Raw genomic sequence first — 19,130 nt, forward strand, 5'->3', positions numbered from 1 at the left:
ATCAAGGGCGCACCCACTCCGGACGACCTGGACGCGTTGATCACCAAGGTGTGGAAGACGCCGGCGTTCATCTTGACCCACCCGCTCGGGGTGGCCGCCTTCGGCCGCGAGGCCACCTACCGTGGTGTGCCGCCGGTGGTGGTGAACCTCTTCGGCGCCCAGTTCATCACCTGGCGCGGCATCCCGATCATTCCGAGCGACAAGGTGCCGGTGGAGAAGGGCAAGACCAAGTTCATCCTGGTGCGCACCGGCGAGGAACGCCAAGGCGTGGTCGGACTGTTCCAGCCCGGCCTGGTCGGCGAGCAGGCACCCGGCCTATCGGTGCGCTTCACCGGCATCAACCGCTCCGGAATCGCCTCCTACCTGGTGACCCAGTACTCCTCGTTGGCCGTGCTGACCGACGATGCACTTGCCGTGCTCGAGGGCGCTGCGGTGGACCAGTTCCATGAGTACAAGTGAGTACCGGTCGGTAGACGCCGAGGGCGAGCTTCCGATCAGCGAGGCCGAACTGGCGGCGCTGGCCAACCAGCTCTTCGCTGCGAGTTTCCGGCCCGGTAATGACAGTCCGCCGCAAACGGTTCCACCGGCCCCGCGCGGCAACGTGCCCGACACGACGTCCGCGGCCTCCTACGGTGCCGCCGGCGCCGGAGCTGCGCCGGTAGCGCCGCCCGCGGTGTTCACCGAGGCACCCGGGGTGACGCTGCCACCGCCGAGTTCACCTGGGCCCGAACCGATCCCGCCGCAAGCGGTACCGGTGGCTCCACGTGGCAACGCCCCCGGTCTCACCACCCCGCCGCACCTGGGTGAATTCGCCGTGCCCAACGGCATCGTGCCGACGGTTCCGGGAGTCTTGGCCGGACCGGCGCCCAGCGCGCCGGTCGCGCCACGCGGTTCGGCACCGGGGTGGCCGACGGCTACTCCTGCGATTCCCGATATTCCGCTCGGCGTTCTCGCTCCAAGCGATGACGGGGCGAACTACTACTTCATCTCCGGTGCACCAGCGCTGTCCGAACCGGTACCGAAGATCCCGGACCGTCACGAGATCTTCGACGTCAACGCGATCCGTGCCGATTTCCCGATCCTGGGCGAGACCGTCAACGGCAAACCGCTGATCTGGTTCGACAACGCCGCCACCACCCAGAAGCCGCAGGCGGTGATCGATCGGCTGGCGTACTTCTACGCGCACGAGAACTCCAACATCCACCGTGCCGCACACGAATTGGCCGCCCGAGCAACCGATGCCTACGAAGAGGCCCGCGAAGCCGTTCGGCGGTTCATCGGTGCATCCAAGACCGAACAGATCATCTTCGTGCGCGGCACCACCGAGGCGATCAACCTGGTGGCGTACTCGTGGGGTGGCAAGCATCTAGGCCCCGGCGACGAGATCGTCATCACCAACCTCGAGCACCACGCCAATATCGTTCCGTGGCAGATTATTTCGCAGAAGACCGGCGCGATCCTCAAGGTGGCGCCGGTCGATGACGCCGGCAATCTGTTGCTCAGCGAGTTTGAGGACCTGCTGGGGCCGCGGACCAAACTGGTTGCCGCAACGCAGGTTTCCAATGCGCTGGGCACGGTCACCCCGGTGGACAAGATCGTCGAACTCGGCCACCGCTACGGCGCCCGGGTGCTCATCGACGGCGCCCAGTCCATCCCCCACATCCCGATCGATGTCAGCAAGACCGGGGCGGATTTCTTCGTGTTCTCCGGGCACAAGATCTTCGGCCCGACCGGGATCGGGGTGCTGTATGGCACCGAGGAGGCACTCGCCGAGACACCGCCGTGGCAGGGCGGCGGCAACATGATCGCCGACGTCACCATCGAGCGCTCGCTGTATCAGGGTCCGCCGAACAAGTTCGAAGCCGGCACCGGCAACATCGCCGACGCCGTCGGACTCGGTGAAGCCATCCGCTACGTCGAGCGGGTGGGCATCGACCGGATCGCCTCCTACGAGCATGCGCTGCTGGAATACGCGACACCGCGACTGGCCGACATCGACGGGGTGCGCCTGATCGGCACCGCAGACGAGAAGGCCAGCGTGCTGTCCTTCGTGCTGGCCGGCCACGAGCCGCTCGAGGTCGGCAAGGCGCTCAACGCCGAGGGGATCGCAGTCCGCGCCGGACACCACTGCGCCCAGCCGATCCTGCGGCGGATGGGCGTGGAGACCACGGTTCGCCCGTCGTTCGCGTTCTACAACACCTTCGACGAGATCGACGTCTTCCTCAAAGCGGTCCGCCGGATCGCAGAAGGCGGCGCGAACAGCGGTTAGAGGAGAACGGCGTTACCTAACTCACGCGCACCCCCCGCCGTCTGGTATGACTGTCTAAGTAAATTGCCGTCACGGGGAGGACTTGGGCTGGTGAGCGCCCCGACCGAACAACGCGTGGTCTCCGCCGAACAGCCGCATCGACCGGCTTTGGCGAAGTGGATCCGTCGGCTGGCGGTGCCGATCATCCTTGGCTGGGTCGGCCTGATCATCGTCTTGAACACGGTCGTCCCGCAGCTGGACGAAGTCGGCAGGCTGCGCGCGGTCTCGATGTCCCCCAAGGACGCGCCGTCGGTGATCGCGATGATGCGTTCGGGCAAAGTCTTCGAGGAATCCGACTCGGACAGCTCGGCCATGATCGTCCTGGAGGGCGACGAGCCCCTTGGCGACGCCGCGCACCAGTTCTACAACGAGATGGTCACCAAGCTGCGTGCCGACACCACCCACGTGCAGCACATCCAGGATTTCTGGGGTGATCCGCTCACCGAAGCCGGTGCGCTGAGCGCCGACTCCAAAGCCGTCTACGTGCAGGTGGCCTTGGCCGGGAACATGGGCGAGACGCTCGGCAACGATTCAGTCGAAGCGGTCCAGAAGATCGTCAGAGGCCTGTCACCGCCGCCGGGTGTGAAGGTCTTCGTGACCGGTGGTCCGGCACTGCAGGCTGACCAGCAGCTTGCCGGCGACAAGAGCATTCGGATCATCGAGTTCACCACCATCGGTGTCATCCTCATCATGCTGTTGTTCTTCTACCGGTCTTTCGTCACCGTGGGGCTCGTTCTGGTGATGCTGATCCTTGGCCTCATGGTGACCCGCGGCGCGGTGGCGTTCCTGGGTTATCACAACCTGATCGGCCTGTCGCCGTTCGCTACCCAATTGCTGGTAACCCTGGCGATAGCCGCGACGACCGACTACGCGATCTTCCTGATCGGGCGATATCAGGAGGCCAGATCGATCGGCGAGGACCGAGAACAGGCCTACTACACGATGTATCACGGCACCGCGCATGTGGTGCTGGCCTCGGGCATGACGATCGCCGGGGCGACGTTCTGCCTGTCGTTCACGCGGTTGCCGTATTTCAAGTCGCTGGGTGTCCCGCTCGCCGTCGGCATGGTGGTCGCGGTGATCTCGGCGTTGACGTTGGGCGCCGCGATCGTCACGGTGGCCAGCCGCTTCGGGCTGCTGGAACCCAAGCGCGCGATGCGGATTCGGTTCTGGCGGAAGCTGGGCGCGCTTGTGGTGCGCTGGCCCGCAGGCGTTCTGTTCGCGACGATCATGATCGCCTTGATCGGCCTGATCACCCTGCCGGGCTATCAACCGAACTACAACGACCGCAAGTACCTGCCGGCCGACCTGCCGGCCAACGAGGGTTTCGCGGCGGCCGAGCGGCACTTCCCCATCGCCCGGATGAACCCCGAGATGGTGTTGGTCGAGACCGATCAGGACGTGCGCAATTCGGCGGACTTCCTGGTGATCGAGCGGATCAGTAAGGCCATCTCCAAGGTTCCCGGCATCGGCCGGGTGCAGTCGATCACCCGTCCTGCGGGAAAGCCGTTGAAGTACAGCACGATTCCGGCCCAGATCAGCATGGGCGGCACTGGGCAGACGATGAACCGCTCCTACCTGGAAGACCGCATGGCCGACATGCTGGTTCAGGGCAATCAAATGCAAGACACCATCAACACGATGACGCAGATGATCGACTTGATGCAGAGGATGAGCGGCACCCTGCACGACATGGTGACCAAGACCGACCAGACGGCAATCGACATCGCCGACCTGCGCAACCACATCTCCGACTTCGACGACTTCCTGCGCCCGATCCGCAGTTACCTGTACTGGGAACCGCACTGCTACGACATTCCGCTGTGCGCGGCGACGCGGTCGGTGTTCGACACACTCGACGGGGTCGACACCATGGTCGACGACATCCAGTCGCTGCTGCCGGACATGCATCGGCTCGATGCCATGATGCCCCAGATGGTTTCGCTGATGCGGCCGACGATTGAGTCGATGAAGCGGATGCGAATCATGATGCTCACCCAGCAGGCGACCCAGGCCGGCCAGCAGGATCAGCAGGCCGCGCTGAGCCAAAACCAGGCGGCAATGGGGTCTGCGTTCAATGATGCGCTCAACGACGACACGTTCTACCTGCCGCCGGAGATCTTCGACAACGACGAATTCAAGCGCGGCATAAAGAATTTCATCTCACCCAACGGCCACGCGATCCGCTTCATCATCTCCCACGAGGATGACCCGCTGTCGGCCGACGGCATCAACCGCATCGACGCGATCAAGAACGCCGTCTTCGAGGCCATCAAGGGCACGCCACTGGAGGGCTCGAAGGTCTACATGGGCGGCACCGCGTCGACCTTCAAGGACATGCAGGAAGGCAATGAGTACGACCTCTTGATCGCCGGGGTCGCCGCGTTGTCGCTGATTTTCATCATCATGCTCATCATCACCCGCGCGATCGTGGCTGCCGCGGTGATCGTCGGTACCGTCGTGCTCTCGCTTGGTGCGTCGTTCGGGCTGTCAGTACTGCTCTGGCAACACATCTTGGGCATGGAATTGCAGTTCATGGTGATGGCGATGGCGGTCATCATCCTGCTGGCGGTGGGCGCCGACTACAACCTGCTCCTGGTCGCCCGAATGAAGGAAGAGATACCGGCGGGCATCAATACCGGCATCATCCGCGCGATGGGTGGCAGCGGTTCGGTGGTGACGGCGGCCGGCATGGTGTTCGCGTTCACGATGATCTCGATGTCGGTCAGCGCGATGGTGGTGGTCGCCCAAGTCGGCACGACGATCGGGCTCGGTCTGTTGTTCGACACCCTGGTGGTGCGGGCGTTCATGACGCCGGCGATCGCCGCGATGATGGGACCGTGGTTCTGGTGGCCGCAGGCCGTGCGACCCAAACCGCTGTCTAAGCGGCCCCACGGCGCGTTGCTCAGGTAGTCCCCAGTTTCGCTGAGATCAGCGTCGCCAGATCACGTCCCGCCCGTTGCAGCGGCAGTGCCGAGCGCGCCGCCATCGACATGATCACAGCCCCTTCGATTGTCGCGACGACCGTCGTCGCGAGGTCCTCGGCAGCCGTTGGATCAAGTCCGGCCTCCGTGAGCGGCCGCGCAATGAGTCGCACCCACTGCGTGAAGGCATTCGCGGCAGCCTGGGCCGCCGCCGGCGCCTCCGAATCACCCAGTGTCGCAGCGACAATCGGACATCCCGCGCTGTAATCGCTGTCGGCCAATGCAATCTCCCAGGCCCGCACGAATGCCGTTACCGACGCGATCGGATCGCCTTCTTGGACGATTCCTTCGAGCATCGACGAGAAACCCGCGGCAGCGGATTCAGTTGCCGCGGCGATCAATTCGGGCTTTCCCTCCGGAAAGTTCAGGTAGAGCGTCCGGCGCGCCAAACCGCTGTGTTCGAGAATTTGCGAAACGCTCGCGCTACCCACGCCGCGCCGCCGGACCAGTTCGATCGTGGTGTCGATCAAGCGTTGCCGAGCGGACATCGTGGCCTCCAACGGTTGCGGTAGACCAATCAGTCTACTATGGTCCACATTGGTAGATCGATCGGTCTACTTGATCGACGAAAGCAGCCGTCATGACTACGACCAATCAAGCATTACGAAAGTTCCGCCGCGAACGCCTCGTCGGCCGGTACGTCGTGAATCCCACCGTGGCATTGCTGGGGCGCCTCGGCGTACGCACCACATTCGCAACGGAACTCCAGACGATGGGCCGCAAGTCGGGGGGCTGGCGCTCGGTGCCCGTTTCCGCGCGGTTCGACGCGACGGGCGCGTGGGTGATTTCTCAGCACGGCTACCGGTCCGGGTGGGCGCTCAATGTCGCCGACGATCCGCAGGTCCGCATCCGGCAAGGCCAGCGATGGCGCAGCGGTACTGCGCGCTTCGTCCCCGATGACGACCCGATTGCGCGGGTGCGAACCTTCGCGACGTCGCGACTGCTATCGCCCCTTGTGACAGCCACTTTCCGGGCGTTGCAGTCCGACCCCGTCAGCGTCCGCATCGACTTCGTGGACTGACGAGGCGGTCCTCGTGTGGCCCGCGTGGCCTCTGAGACACCTGTGACGGACCTTTTTGAACACGCTCCCGACACCCGCTCGCGGGCGTCGTCGGATGTCCCCGCGGTGGCCTATCTTGGACCGTCCGACCAACTACATCGAGGAGGAAACGGCGTGGACGACGACACCACCTTGTCGGCCGCTGACCTCCTCGAAATCAATCGCGAAATCCAGGGCTCCCCCACCATCCGGCTGCTGGCCACACTCAACCTGAGCGGCTACGCCACCCTGATGGAGCGCCACCTCAGCGCTGGCGTGATGCCAGAAACCGATCTCGTGGTCCGCCTGGAACGCGACCTCGACGAGGTCGGCCGGCCCGGCGGCGAACAGTCCGGCCTTGGCCTGATCAAGAGCTGGGCCAGCCAGGGCTGGCTGCACCGGGTGGCCGACCAGCGCACCGGTGTCGAACGCAACCTCTGTTACCTGACCCAGGACGCTCGTCGCGCCCTGGACTTCCTGCGCGGGCTGCGCCGCCAGGACACCATCGCCACCGGCGGATCGATCAACGGCATCGCCGCCCGCCTCAAGCAGATCGCCCTGCGCGTGGGCAACGACCCGGTCCGGATCCGCGCAGGCATCCAGGCCGAGATCGCCGCACTGCAGACCGAACTCGACGCGCTGGAACGGGGCGAGGACCTCGAAGACCGCTCCGCCGACGTCGATATGACCGATATGTACGACGAGGCCCACGCCATCGCCCTGCAGATGGAACGGCTGATCACCGACATCGGCCAGTACGGCACCATGATCGAGCGGGCCACCGCCGCGCTCGACGAGCCGATCGACAGCAACCTGGAATACCGCGACCGGCAGCGACAGATGTACGCCGACTACCAGACCGCGTGGGATTCCCAGGGCCGCGACAGCCACCGCGCCTTTCTGCGGATGATCAACGACCCCGACCAGCGCGCCGAGTTCGAGGAAGACGTCGCCGCCGTCGCCCATGCGCTGCCCGCCCTTGACCCGGCGCTGCGCAAGGTGATGGCGGGCTTCTTCGAGCTTGTCGGCCAGCAGATCGACGAGGTGGAACGCATCCAGCAGCGCTGCGCGCAGCGGGTGAAGCGGTTCACCGCGTTCGGGACCCTGGAGCAGAGCCGCGGGGTGGCCCGTCAGCTCAACGACGCGATCGGCTCCGCCCGCGCGCTGCTGAAGAGCTCGCTGACCGACTCCCGCCTCGATATCGAACTCCCCCTGGCCCGGCACGCCATCAGTTCGGTTGGCGCACTGAGCTTCCGGATCGGTGACCTGTCCAACCCGAAACCCGCCCAGACCGCTGAGGGCGAGCTCGACCTGTCCAGCTTCTCGGCGCTGACCACCCAGGTCGATGCGCCCGCCATGTCGGAGATGATCAACACCGCGGTCGACGCCGGCGGGCGGCTGTCCCTGCCCGAGGCCGTGGAGATGCTGGATGCGGCCTATCTGGGGCATGTCATCGTGTTGTGGTCCTGGGCGCTCAAACAACCCGACACCGCTCAGCCAGTCGAGACGGTCACCGTGCGGTTCCAGTCGCTGGACGGACGCGACCGCGAGATGGAGGTCCCACACCTGGTGTTCACCGAACCGATCTCCAGCCTGTTGGGAGCCAGCGCATGACCACCGACGCCGACATCGACTTCAGCTCCCTGCCGCAGGTCGACCAGGCCTCCCGCACGCCGCATCAGCGCCGGCCGCGCTTCGACGGCGACGTCAGCGAGCTGCCCGACCGGGCCTGCTGGGCTTTGCAGCAGCTGTTGACCCGCCGCTACATCAGCGCCGAAGCCGATCAGGACCTGTACAGCTGGGTGCTCGAGTACCGCGCGCAGCTGTCGGTACGCCTGTCCGAACTCGACCTGATGCTGCGCATCGTCGACGGCACCGACATCGCCTTCATCGAGCAAGCCCGCTACGAATCAGCCAGGGGCGTCAAGCTTTTGCGCCGCGAGCCGTTGGGCACCTACGACTCCATCCTGGCCCTGCACCTGGCGCAGATGATGCGTGCCGCCGGCGGGCAGGCCGTGCTGATCAGCCGCGAGGAGGTACACGGCCTGTTCTCCGGGGTGCTCAACGACGTCGACCGCGACACCGTCACCTTCACCTCCCGCATCGACGCGGCGATCGCGCGCCTGGCCGGCTTGGACATCTTGCGCAAGACCCGCGACGACGACGACAGCTACACCATCAGCCCGGTGATCAACGCCGTGATGACCGCATCGGTGATCGCCGAGTTGCAGCAGCAGTTCGAGCTGCTACTCAGCGGCGGTGCCGCACCGGAACGCGACGACCAGGAGGCCGGCCAGGATGGCTGAACAGTTCCATTTGTCGCGGCTGCAGATCATCAACTGGGGTGTGTTCGACGGCTACCACGACATCCCGTTCAGTGACGGCGGCGCGCTGATCGCCGGCGCCTCAGGAAGCGGCAAATCCTCACTGCTCGACGCGATTTCGCTCGGCTTCCTGCCGTTCAACCGGCGCAACTTCAACGCCTCCGGCGACAATTCGGCGGCGGGGTCCAACGCGGGTCGGCGCACCGTCGACAAATATGTGCGCGGCGCCTGGGGCCAGCGCAGCGATGCCGGCGCCAGCAAGGTGATGTATCTGCGCGGCGATGGCACCGCATGGTCCGCGGTGGCCGTCAGCTACACCAGCAACACCGGCCGCACCGTCACCGGCTTGGTATTGAAATGGTTGACCGGCGAGTCGCGCTCGGACTCCTCGAGCCGGTTCGTGCTGGCCGACGGCGACCGCGACATCGAGGATGTCTGCAACCGTTGGGCCGCTGGGCGTTTCGACTCCGGGGTGTTCAAGGACGACGAGTGGCGGTTCTCCACCAAGGTCGAGTCGCAGTACCTGGCCCAGCTGTACGCCACCATCGGCATCCGCGCCTCCGACGCCGCCCAGCAGCTGCTCGGCAAGGCTAAGTCACTGAAAAGCGTTGGTGGACTGGAGCAGTTCGTTCGCGAGTTCATGCTCGACGAGCCGAGCAGCCTGACCCGGCTGCCCGACGCGCTCAAGCAAATCGACCCCCTGGTGGAGGCCCGCGAGCTGCTGGCCGTCGCGCAGCGCAAGCGCAAGATCCTCGGCGATATCGAGAAGATCCAGCAGCGTTACGCCTCGGAGTCCTCCGACCTTGGCATCATCGACCTGGTCGACCCGCCGATGGTGCGCGCCTACACCGACCATGTCCGGCTGGCACAGTGCGCGCCGCAGATCCAGTCGCTGGACGCGACCATCGACCAGCTCGGCAATGAGTACGAGGACGTCACCCGTCAGCTCAATCTCGCTAAGGCCGAAGGGGATTCGCTCAACGCACAGATCAGCGGATCCAGCGCCAACCTGGGGCCGCTGCAGTCGCAGGTGGCCGGCGCCGAGGCGCAGGCCGAGCAGGTGTCGCGCCGGCGCGTGGCCTACGAAACGATGCTGAACGCGCAGGACCTCGACGTCCCCGACAGTGCCGACGAATTCTGGAACCTGCGTGAGGAACTCACCACCGGAGTCACCGAGCTGCTGGCCAAACTCGACCGGGGCCGCGAAGCCTCCACCGATGCCGAGTACGCGCAGAAGGCGGCGCGCATCGCCCGCGATGACGCCGCCAAGGAACTCAAGCGCGTCGAGCACGTCGGCTCGGCACTACCCGAATTCGCGATCACCATGCGCGAACACATCTGCGCCGCAGTCGGTGTCGATCCCAGCCAGCTGCCGTATATCGCCGAGCTGATGGACCTGCGGCCCGATCAGAGCCGCTGGCGGGTGGCGGTGGAGAAGGTGCTGCGTGGCGTGGGCCTGCGGCTGCTGGTGCCCGATGAGCAGTATTCCGCGGTGCTGCGGTTCGTCAACGAGACCAACATGGGTGGACGGCTGCAGCTGCACCACGTCCGCGCCAGTTTCGTCGGCGCCGAGGTGAAAGAGGCCGAGTCGAATACGTTGGCCGGCAAGCTGTTCGTCGTCGACCCGACCCACCCGTGCGCCGCCGAAGCCGCCGACGTCATCGCCGCGGCGGGCGACCATATCTGCGTGGACACCCCGGATGTGTTCTCCCGCTTCCGGCGCGCGGTCACCGACGCCGGCCTGTACAAGGATTCCGACCGGCTGGCCATCAAGGACGACCGGCGACCGCTGCGGCAGTCCGACTACATCTTCCAGGGTGAGGTCGCCGCCAAGATCGACGCGTTGACCGTCGACCTCGCCAATGCCGAAGAGGCCTACCAGCAGGCACGTCGTGCCGCCGATGAAATTGCCGCACAACGCCAGCAGTGGCGCGATCGCTCCGCGGCATGCAAGGCGATCTGCGATCAGTTCCCGCAGTGGAATCAGGTCGACATCGACACCGCCGACGGCCACGCCGACCGGCTGCGTGAGCAGTACGAACTGCTGCTGGCCGACAATCCCGACATCGAAGCGCTCAACGCCCGCGCCGACGAGGTGTGGGAGCAGATCCAGACACTGATGACGCGCCGCGGCGCCAGCCAGACCCGCCGCGACGATCTGGACGGCCGGCGCACGCAGCTGCTCGAGCTGCAGGACCGGCTGGCGCCCGCGTTCGTGTCGGAGCCGCTGACCGAGTTGCTGGATCGCTATGCCGCCGATGTGCCGGTGTCGTTGGAGGTGCTCAATCCCGAGCCGCACCGCGAAGCGGTGTTCAACGCGATCCGCCGCGAACGCGAGCAGCTGCGCGAAAGCCGCAGGCGCTCTTACGATGAGCTGGCCCGCATCCTCAACACCTTTGACACCGCTTTCCCCGATGCGATCCCCAACGACAGCGACGTCTTCGACGAGCGGGTGCACGACTACGTGGCGTTGTGCCGGCACATCGACGAACGCGAGCTGCCCGAGGCTTACGAGCGGATGATGCGGCTCGTCACCGAGCAGGCGCCCGACGCCATCCTGACGCTGCACCGGGTGGCCGAGCAGGAAACCCGGCGGATCAGCGAGCAGATCGACCGGGTCAACACCGGCCTGGGTGCCGTCGCGTTCAACAACGGCACCCGGTTGACGCTGCGCGCCACTCCCCGCAGCCTGACCGCGGTGGCCGAACTGACCGAGATCGTGCGGGCCATCTCCCGGCGCATCGCCGAGGTCGGCCTCGGCGACAAGCAGGCGATCCTGGACCAGTACGCCGACATCCTCCGGTTGCGCAACCGGCTGGCGTCGACCGCGCCGGAGGACAAGGCGTGGACGCGTGATGCACTCGATGTCCGCAACCGGTTCACCTTCGACTGCGCCGAATGGGACACCGGCAGCGAGGAACTGATCCGTACGCATAGCAACGCGGGCGACAACTCCGGTGGCGAGCAGGAGAAGTTGATGGCGTTCTGCCTCGCGGGCGCCCTGAGCTTCAACCTGGCGAATCCCGAAAGTTCGGACAACAAGCCGGTTTTCGCGCAGTTGATGCTCGACGAGGCGTTCTCCAAGTCGGATCCGCAGTTCGCCCAGCAGGCGCTGCAGGCGTTCCGCAAGTTCGGCTTCCAGCTCGTGATCGTGGCCACCGTGCAGAACGCCACCACGATTCAGCCCTACATCGACAGCGTGATCATGGTGTCGAAGACCGAAGCCACCAGCCGCAACGCCCGCCCGGTGGCCACTGTGGCGGCCAAGACGATCTCGGACTTCACCACGCTGCGGGCCGAGATGCGCAACTCGGCGGCGCGGGAGCGTGTGCCGGCGACGGTGTGACTCTCCTTCCGACTTCTACTGCGGCGCGGGAGCCGTCGTACGTAATATTCGCAAATGCCGGCCAAGCGGCTCCCCCCGACGGATGTGGTGATCGAGCTCGACAATGTGGACGAGCTGTTCTCCGTCGATCCCCGCGATCTACTCGCTGGCGCGCATCGCATCGACAGCGGGATGGACGAGCTCGTGGAGCGGTTCCTAGCGCAGCGAAAGATCACGCCCGAGCAGCGCATCGTGCTGAACATCGCGGCCGAATGCTCTGACGAAACCGCCGCGACCGTAGCGCTGGCCGTGCGTCGCTACCTTCAGCTGCGGATTCGACGGGCCATCCGCGAACACAACCTGATCTGGCGGCAGGGCAAGCGGTCGCTGTTCAGTGGCTCAATGCTGTTCTTCATCGGCATCGCGCTGTCCTACGCCTTCACCCGGCCGATCATGGGCGACGTGGTGGACGGCCTGCTCGGCAACGGGGTGTTCCTCGTCGTCGCGTGGGTCGGCCTGTGGTATCCGCTCGACTTGTTGTTCATCGCCCGGGAGCAGGCAAAACGGGAGATCCGCGTGCTCGGCGGGATGCTCGACGTGCCGGTCGTCGTCCGTGCCCGCGACCGGACCATGCCGATTCCCGTGACGCCCCATCCCCCGTTCAACCAGGCGTTGCCGCTCAGCCTGAATGCGCGGTTCCGCAAGTTCCGCGGGCCGTCCAAATCGGGGCTTTAGACGCGAAAAGGCCGGGGGCACAACGCCCCCGGCCTTCTTCGCGAAAAGTTACTTCAGACCGGGCAGAGCTGCCTGGATTGCCGCGACCTGGGCCTTGCCGACGGTCTCGGTGTAGTCCTGCGGGACCGGGCTGAGGTCGCCGGGTCCGCTACCGAAGACGATCACCGTGACGGTGCGGTCGACGGTGAACAGCAGAGCTGCCATCGCGGACTTGCCGTCGGGCGACGTTCCGATGGTGACGGTCGCGTCGGGGCTGACCGCGGGCAGCGGCACCGGGGTGCCGGTCACCTGCGACGGAACGCTGTTCGCGGCGCCGGTCAGTGCCGTCGCGGCCTGCTCGGGCGTGTCGGCGATGATGATCGACACGTTGATGGCGTTGGTCCCCGACGTGAAGGTCTGGGTGACGTCCGGCGGCGCGGGATCAAGGGTGGTCTTCGGCGTATCGCCGACCCACGGTGCGCCGATCTCGGGAATGGCTGCGGCCTTGATCAGCAGGGTGTCGTAGTTGTGCTCGCCCGCGGGCGCTGCGACAGCGCTGGTGGTGGTCGACGTCGAGGTGGACGTCGAGGTCGATGTTGAGGTGCTCGTCGACGTTGAGGACGACTTTTCCTCATCCTTACCGCAGCCGGCGACGACCAACCCGAGTGCCACGGCGACTACGCCGACTCGGACGATTCCTCGCGTGCGTACAGGATCCATAACGGCGCGCTCCATTCTGGCCACCCCCCTGTGGAGGGCCAGGTGCAGCCTAAACGACAAGGTGGCACGCCCGCGTTGTTTCACAGATTCGTGCTTTGGAGAACTATCCGAACGCTGCGGTGTGACGTAACTGCCTGCGTGACGTGATACCGAGCTTGGCGAAGACCTTGCGCAGATGCCATTCCACGGTGTGTGCACTGATGAACAACTGGGCGCCGATCTCGGAGTTGGTGTGCCCTTGGGCGGCCAACCGCGCGATCTGTGCCTCCTGAGCCGTGAGCTCAGTACCAGAGCTCACCGTCTGCTTGCGCACCTTCTCGCCCGTGACGACGAGCTCGCGGCGGGCCCGCTCGGCGAATGCCTGTGCACCCATGCGGGTGAACGACGCGTAGGCCTCGCTCAGCTGCGCGCGTGCATCGGTACGACGGTTCACGCGGCGCAACCACTCGCCGTACGAGAGCCGGACCCGCGCGACGTGCGGTCTGATACGCGCCGCTTCGAGGCGTTCAAGCGCCTCGACGAAGAGCCGCTCGGCGTCGTCATCGGCCGCCAGCAACGCGCGGGCGGCAGCCACCACACCTAACCCCCATTCGGTCCCGCTGGTTCCGGGCCGCTGCTCGAGCCGCGGCAGTGCCGCTTGCGCGGACCCTCGGTCCCCGACATGCACCGCGGCTTCGATGAGTTCGAACAGGCACCAGCCGTGAAACCCGAGATCTTCATATTCGCAACATCTTTGAGCAGCTTCTAACGCTTCCTGATAGCGGCTCAGACCGTTGTACAGCACCGCCGCGGTGAATCCGCTGACGCCGATCAGCCGCCCCTCTCCCTTCGCCAGGCCGTCGGCGGCAGCCGCCTCGATCCGTTCGACCGCGTCGGCGGGCACACCCCGCCAGGCGGCCAGAGTCAGAGAGTGATACTTCATCGGCATGTGGCCGGTCGCAGCGGTGATCGCGTCGGCCTCCTCCAGAACCGCAGCAGCTTCGGCGAATTCACCGGTGTAGACGTGAACGCCCGCGCGATACACCAGCGCCGAGGGCAGCACGGCCAGCGCGCCGCCATCGCGGGCACGGCGAACCATATCTGTGGCGATCTGCTGGAGCACCGCATCGTCCCACAGCTCGTGCGCGGCAGACTCCTGCGCAATAGGGAACGGCCAGTGCTGGACGGCGCCGGTTTCGTTCTGCGCGTTCGTATTCCACGACTTGAGCGCGGCGCTCAAATGAACCGAGCCAGCACCTGGGCCGTCGAGGATGCGGTGGGTCATCCCGCTGAGCAGCAGGTCGATCGGGCGGCTCGGCGCTGCGAAGCCCGCAACGGCGTCGCGGCCGGCCTTTGCGACCTCGACCAGTAGCCCGGGCTCCGCCAGCCGGCCGGCGTACATGGCGGCGGTCAGCGCCTCGAGGTAAGTCTCGCGGGCCAGTTCGTCGTCGAGGCCGTCGAGCCCTCGTGCCGCGGTGAGCAACAACGCCGCGGCCTCGCCGGTTTGGGGAGCTCCCGCCTCGCCCGCCCGGCTGCCCATGAACTCCAGTTGCGCCTGCATCCGGACAACCTGCGCCCGTTGCAGGTCGGACAGCGGCGCGAGTTCTGCGATGGCGAGCAACTCTCGGGCGGCCTCGGGTGCGGCCGCTTCCCTCTTGGCATGGGCGGAAGCGATGGCGCGCGTGCCGCGCAAATGCGGATCGGCGGTCAGAGCAGTCGCCCGCTCAAGGAAGGCGGCCGCCGCGGCCACTCCGCCACGGCTCGCAGCTCGACTGGCCGACGCCTCCAGTTCGGCGGCCACCGCGTCGTCTGGGCCGAGAGACGCGTTGGCGCGATGCCACGCCCGGCGATCGGGGTCGGCTTGGGGGTTGGTCGCCTCGGCGAGGGCCCGATGGATTGTGCGACGGTCAGTCACGTCCGCGGCGCGGTAGGCCGCGGACCGCATCAACGGGTGGTGGAAGTGCATGTGCCCACCGAATTTAATGATCCCTGCGGCCTCGGCGGGGCCTAGCGCATCGACGGCGATAGCGAGAGCTGCGGCCGTGCGCAGGAACAACGCCGCATCTCCGGTCGGCTCGGCAGCCGCGACGAGCAGCAGCCGCTGAGTGTCGGGGGGCAGCGCCCGGATCCTGCGTACGAAATCTTCTTCGATCGCAGCGGTCGATGACCGCTTGCCGGATATCCAGAATCCGCCGGCGAGCTCGGTCGGCGTCGCGCTGCGCGGCACCTCCAAGATGGCCAGCGGAATCCCGCGGGTCTCGGCGACGACGCGGTCGCGCACGCGCGGATCGATGCCGCCCAGCGTGACGGCGTCGAACAGGTCCCGAGCGTCGCCGTCGGACAGTCCCTCGACCCGCAGTTCGGGAAGGCCAGCCAGGACGTCCGGACGGTCCCGGACCGCGAAGATGAGTGCAAGGGGTTCAGCCAGCAGACGCCGTGCCACGAACCCGAGGGTTTGCACCGAGACCTGGTCGAGCCACTGCGCGTCGTCGATCACACACAGCAGAGGTTGGGTTCCGGCGGCGGTGGCCAGCAGGCTGAGCACGGCCAGTCCGACCAGGAAGCGATCGGGGGTGACACCCAGCCCGCGCCCGAAGGCGACGTTGAGCGCCGCGCGCTGCGGCTCGGGTAGGACATCGAGGTAGTCGAGCAGCGGTGCGCACAATTGCTGGAGCCCGGCGAAGGCCAGCTCCATGTCGGATTCGACGCCGACGACCCGCAGGACCCGGACGCCGTCCGCGCGCGCCGCCGCGTAATCGAGGAGCGCGGACTTGCCTACGCCCGCCTCACCGCGCAGCACCAACACCTGAGAACCCGACGGGATGCCGGTAATCAGCGCGTCGAGGGTCTGGCATTCGCGGTCGCGACCACGCAGGTTCACGTCTGTCGATAGTAGTGAGGGCGCTATCAGGGAAGCGCCTGCGGCGTCACGAGGAATTTCTCGCCGGTCGCCCGCTTGACATATTCGTTGAACGCCGCGGGCTGGAGCATGCCCGCCAGCGACACCTCCCGGGTGTAGCTACTCGCGAATGTCGTGGTGAGCTCGGCGGCTACCCGAGCACGCAACCGACCAATGGTCTCGGCACCGGCGCTGCCGAGGAACGGGGTCAGCAGCCAGCCGCCGATGCCCCAGGCCATGCCGAAGTTTCTGGTGAGGATCGTCGGGCTGGTGTCGAGTCCGCCGTAGATATAGACCTGCTTGTGGACGGTCGACCCGTAGCGCGAGTACTGCGCTGCCGTGGCGCTGGCCGCTTCTTCCATGCCGTTGAGGATCTGGCTGGCCAGCGTGCCACCGCCGGTGGCGTCGAACGCCAGCGTCGCTTTGGTCGCTTTGAGCGCTTCGACGAGGTCAGCGTCGAACGACGGCGACGTCGAGTTGAGGACATGCGTCGCGCCGAGGGATTTGAGGATCTCTTCTTGCTCGGGCTTGCGGACGATGTTGACCAGCGGTATGCCGTCCTTCTGGCAGAGCTTGACCAGCATTTGCCCGAGGTTCGACGCGGCCGCGGTGTGCACCAGCGCTGAATGTCCTTCGCGGCGCATGGTTTCGGTCATCCCGAGCGCGGTCAGTGGGTTGACGAACGACGATGCTCCGTCTTTGGCGGTTGCGCCGTCGGGGAGGACCAAGCACATTGACGCGTCGACGGCGCGGTACTGCGAGTACATCGCGCCGCCGGCAATCCCCACCGTCTTTCCAACGAGGGCCTGGGCTGCTGGGGATGATCCCGCCGCCACCACGGTGCCGGCACCCTCGTTGCCCACTGGGAGCGACTGGTCGAGGCGCGCGGCGAACGCTTTCAGGGCGCCGTCGCCGAGCGGAGCCGTCACGACGGGACGCTCCGGCGTGCCGGTCACCGTGGCTTTTGTCATGTCGGCGCCTGCGGTGAGCAGACCCAGATCGGACGGGTTGATCGGCGAGGCCTCGACACGCACGAGCACCTCGTTGTCGCCCGGGCGCGGCACGTCGACCTCGTGCAGCGAGAGTTCGAGCGTGCTCGTCGAGGTCACCAACGAACGCAGCTCGAGGGCTTTCTCAGGCAGATCTGCGGCCATGGGTGGTGCCTCGTTCCTGGTTGCGATGGATCCCAGACCATTGGAACCCATGACACCGGACAAATCTTCCCGGATGGCAGCTGATTTTCCTTGTTGCACAGTGGAAATCGGTCTAGCAGAGCGGCGCGTCGGCAAACACGGCAACCCACTCCGCCGAGTCGCCAGAACAACAGCTCAAGATCGACGGGCAGCGCGTAATCCTGTACGCGCGCTCTATCAAGGGTTTACATTCGATGCAGGCGACCGGGGAGGTCATCGTGGAACGCAGTCTTCACCCGCTCGTCACCGCCGGGGCAACCCTGGCCGTCGGCATCGCAATCGCCGTCGCACCGGTCGCGCACGCCAACCCCGAAACCCCTAAATCCCCCGGCAGCGCCGGTGCCCACCACCCCGGCCACACCGGCGCGGTGACCGCCACACACAAACCCACCTCGGCGGTCACTTCCCCGCGCATCGCGAGCTCGCACAACACCACCCCGACCGTGCATCTCCCGGCGGCCTCCGCTGCGACGCCAAAAACCAACGCCTTGGGCGGCAGCAACCTGCTGTCGCTAGGTAATGCGAAGCCGCTTAGCGCCGACAAAGCGGCGCCTTTCCAGACCGTTGTGGAGGCTCTGCTCGGCGCGATCAACACTCCCACCGAGCTCCTGCTGCAGCGCCCCTTGATCGGCAACGGCACCAATGGAGCGGCGGGCACCGGGGAGAACGGCGGAGCCGGAGGGATTCTCTGGGGTAACGGAGGCAATGGCGGGTCCGGCGCCCCGGGCCAAAAGGGCGGCAACGGCGGAGCCACGGGCCTGATCGGAAATGGTGGCGCCGGTGGCACGGGCGGCGTCGCCAATGTTGCGGGGGGCACCGCTGGCACCGGCGGCACGGGGGGCACCGGCGGTCTGCTATTCGGTAGTGGCGGGTTGGGCGGCATGGGCGGATACAACAATTTCGTCAACGGCAGCGCCGGCGCAGGCGGAGTTGGTGGCAATGCCATCGGGTTGTCCGGCAACGGTGGAGCCGGTGGTGGTGGCGGCTACTCCAATTCGAGCACAAACACACCCGGCGGGGCCGGCGGACGCGGCGGCCACGGTGGTCTTGTCTACGGCATCGGCGGCAACGGCGGCAACGCCGGATTCGCAGGCAGCGGCGCCGTGGGCGGCTCCGGTGGTGCGGGCGGCCTGTTATTCGGCGGTGGCGGCGGTGGCGGGGCCGGCTCGTTGACCGGCAAGGGGGGCGACGGCGGGAGCGCCGGGTTGATCGGATTTGGCGGTGCGGGAGGAACCGGTGGCAACCAATATTCGGCAGCGGGGTCCGGAGGAGTCGGCGGTGCAGGCGGCAACGGCGGCAAGCTCCAAGGCGACGGCGGTAACGGAGGACCCGGCGGAGGGGCAATCCTCGGTTCGGGTGCGGCCGGCGGCCCCGGCGGCAGTGCGATAGGGCTGTTCGGCCGCGGGGGCGACGGAGGAGAAGGCGGCGCCGGCGCCACCAACACCGGCGGCCCCGGCGGCCCCGGTGGCAACGGCGGGTTGCTCTTGGGCGCCGATGGCATCGACGGGCCGCAGGGGCCGGGGCTGTAGGCGCCCGCCTACGCCTATGAAGTAGGGCGGGCGGGGCTCGAACCCGCGACCTACGGATTATGAGTCCGCGGCTCTAACCGACTGAGCTACCGCCCCTTGCGCGCATATCGCGGCAA

The 19,130-nt window shown here is 66.5% G+C and carries 12 protein-coding genes, 1 tRNA gene and 1 pseudogene; 9 read left to right on the plus strand and 5 right to left on the minus strand.

The window, feature by feature from the left end; translation table 11 throughout:
• From SLQ31_RS27310 to SLQ31_RS27320, 3 genes and pseudogenes are all read left to right on the plus strand, one after another.
• Window positions 1-459 (plus strand): annotated as a pseudogene (locus SLQ31_RS27310) (hypothetical protein); the annotation flags it as partial.
• Complete coding sequence (locus SLQ31_RS27315; protein WP_319437317.1) at window positions 446-2,269, plus strand: family 2A encapsulin nanocompartment cargo protein cysteine desulfurase; 1,824 nt, start codon at window positions 446-448, stop codon at window positions 2,267-2,269. The pseudogene SLQ31_RS27310 and the gene SLQ31_RS27315, both read left to right, overlap by 14 nt.
• 90 nt (window positions 2,270-2,359) lie before the next feature.
• A complete protein-coding gene (locus SLQ31_RS27320; protein ID WP_319437318.1) occupies window positions 2,360-5,221 on the plus strand; it encodes an MMPL family transporter in 2,862 nt (953 codons plus the stop codon).
• Here the strand turns inward: SLQ31_RS27320 and SLQ31_RS27325 are convergent.
• Window positions 5,214-5,762 carry a TetR/AcrR family transcriptional regulator gene (locus SLQ31_RS27325; protein ID WP_319437319.1) on the minus strand — a complete coding sequence of 183 codons (549 nt, stop codon included), beginning with the start codon at window positions 5,760-5,762 and terminating at the stop codon, window positions 5,214-5,216. The genes SLQ31_RS27320 and SLQ31_RS27325 overlap by 8 nt on opposite strands.
• 110 nt (window positions 5,763-5,872) lie before the next feature.
• On the opposite strand from SLQ31_RS27325, the gene SLQ31_RS27330 reads away from it, so the two are divergent.
• The 5 genes from SLQ31_RS27330 to SLQ31_RS27350 all read left to right on the plus strand — a co-directional run bounded on the left by SLQ31_RS27330 (window position 5,873) and on the right by SLQ31_RS27350 (window position 12,715).
• Window positions 5,873-6,313: a nitroreductase/quinone reductase family protein gene (locus SLQ31_RS27330; protein WP_319437320.1), complete on the plus strand. Its 441-nt coding sequence runs from the start codon at window positions 5,873-5,875 to the stop codon at window positions 6,311-6,313.
• A 153-nt stretch (window positions 6,314-6,466) separates the two neighbouring features.
• On the plus strand, window positions 6,467-7,945 hold the full coding sequence (locus SLQ31_RS27335) for a DUF3375 domain-containing protein (protein WP_319437321.1): 1,479 nt from the start codon (window positions 6,467-6,469) through the stop codon (window positions 7,943-7,945).
• On the plus strand, window positions 7,942-8,637 hold the full coding sequence (locus SLQ31_RS27340; RefSeq protein WP_319437322.1) for a DUF4194 domain-containing protein: 696 nt from the start codon (window positions 7,942-7,944) through the stop codon (window positions 8,635-8,637). Before SLQ31_RS27335 ends, SLQ31_RS27340 begins: the two co-directional genes overlap by 4 nt.
• A complete protein-coding gene (locus SLQ31_RS27345) occupies window positions 8,630-12,001 on the plus strand; it encodes an ATP-binding protein (protein ID WP_319437323.1) in 3,372 nt (1,123 codons plus the stop codon). The genes SLQ31_RS27340 and SLQ31_RS27345 overlap by 8 nt, the downstream gene beginning before the upstream one ends.
• 54 nt (window positions 12,002-12,055) lie before the next feature.
• Window positions 12,056-12,715 carry a hypothetical protein gene (locus tag SLQ31_RS27350; protein WP_319437324.1) on the plus strand — a complete coding sequence of 220 codons (660 nt, stop codon included), beginning with the start codon at window positions 12,056-12,058 and terminating at the stop codon, window positions 12,713-12,715.
• Between the two features lie 48 nt (window positions 12,716-12,763).
• Here the strand turns inward: SLQ31_RS27350 and SLQ31_RS27355 are convergent, their stop codons facing one another.
• From SLQ31_RS27355 to SLQ31_RS27365, 3 genes are all read right to left on the minus strand, one after another.
• Window positions 12,764-13,366, minus strand: a complete 603-nt coding sequence (locus tag SLQ31_RS27355; protein WP_319437325.1) for a hypothetical protein — start codon at window positions 13,364-13,366, stop codon at window positions 12,764-12,766.
• 151 nt (window positions 13,367-13,517) lie between these two features.
• Window positions 13,518-16,274 (minus strand): AAA family ATPase, encoded by a 2,757-nt coding sequence (locus SLQ31_RS27360; protein ID WP_319437326.1) that lies wholly within the window; start codon window positions 16,272-16,274, stop codon window positions 13,518-13,520.
• A 26-nt stretch (window positions 16,275-16,300) separates the two neighbouring features.
• Entirely contained in the window at window positions 16,301-17,446 is a 1,146-nt protein-coding gene (locus SLQ31_RS27365; protein WP_319437327.1) for a zinc-binding dehydrogenase, read from the minus strand.
• A 233-nt stretch (window positions 17,447-17,679) separates the two neighbouring features.
• Between SLQ31_RS27365 and SLQ31_RS27370 the strand changes: the two genes are divergently transcribed.
• A complete protein-coding gene (locus SLQ31_RS27370) occupies window positions 17,680-19,014 on the plus strand; it encodes a PGRS repeat-containing protein (RefSeq protein WP_413643142.1) in 1,335 nt (444 codons plus the stop codon).
• Window positions 19,015-19,036: 22 nt separating this feature from the next.
• Here the strand turns inward: SLQ31_RS27370 and SLQ31_RS27375 are convergent.
• Window positions 19,037-19,110 (minus strand) — tRNA-Ile (locus SLQ31_RS27375).
• Window positions 19,111-19,130: the final 20 nt, after the last annotated feature.

The sequence above is a fragment of the Mycobacterium sp. RTGN5 genome (assembly GCF_033804465.1).
GTDB lineage: Bacteria > Actinomycetota > Actinomycetes > Mycobacteriales > Mycobacteriaceae > Mycobacterium.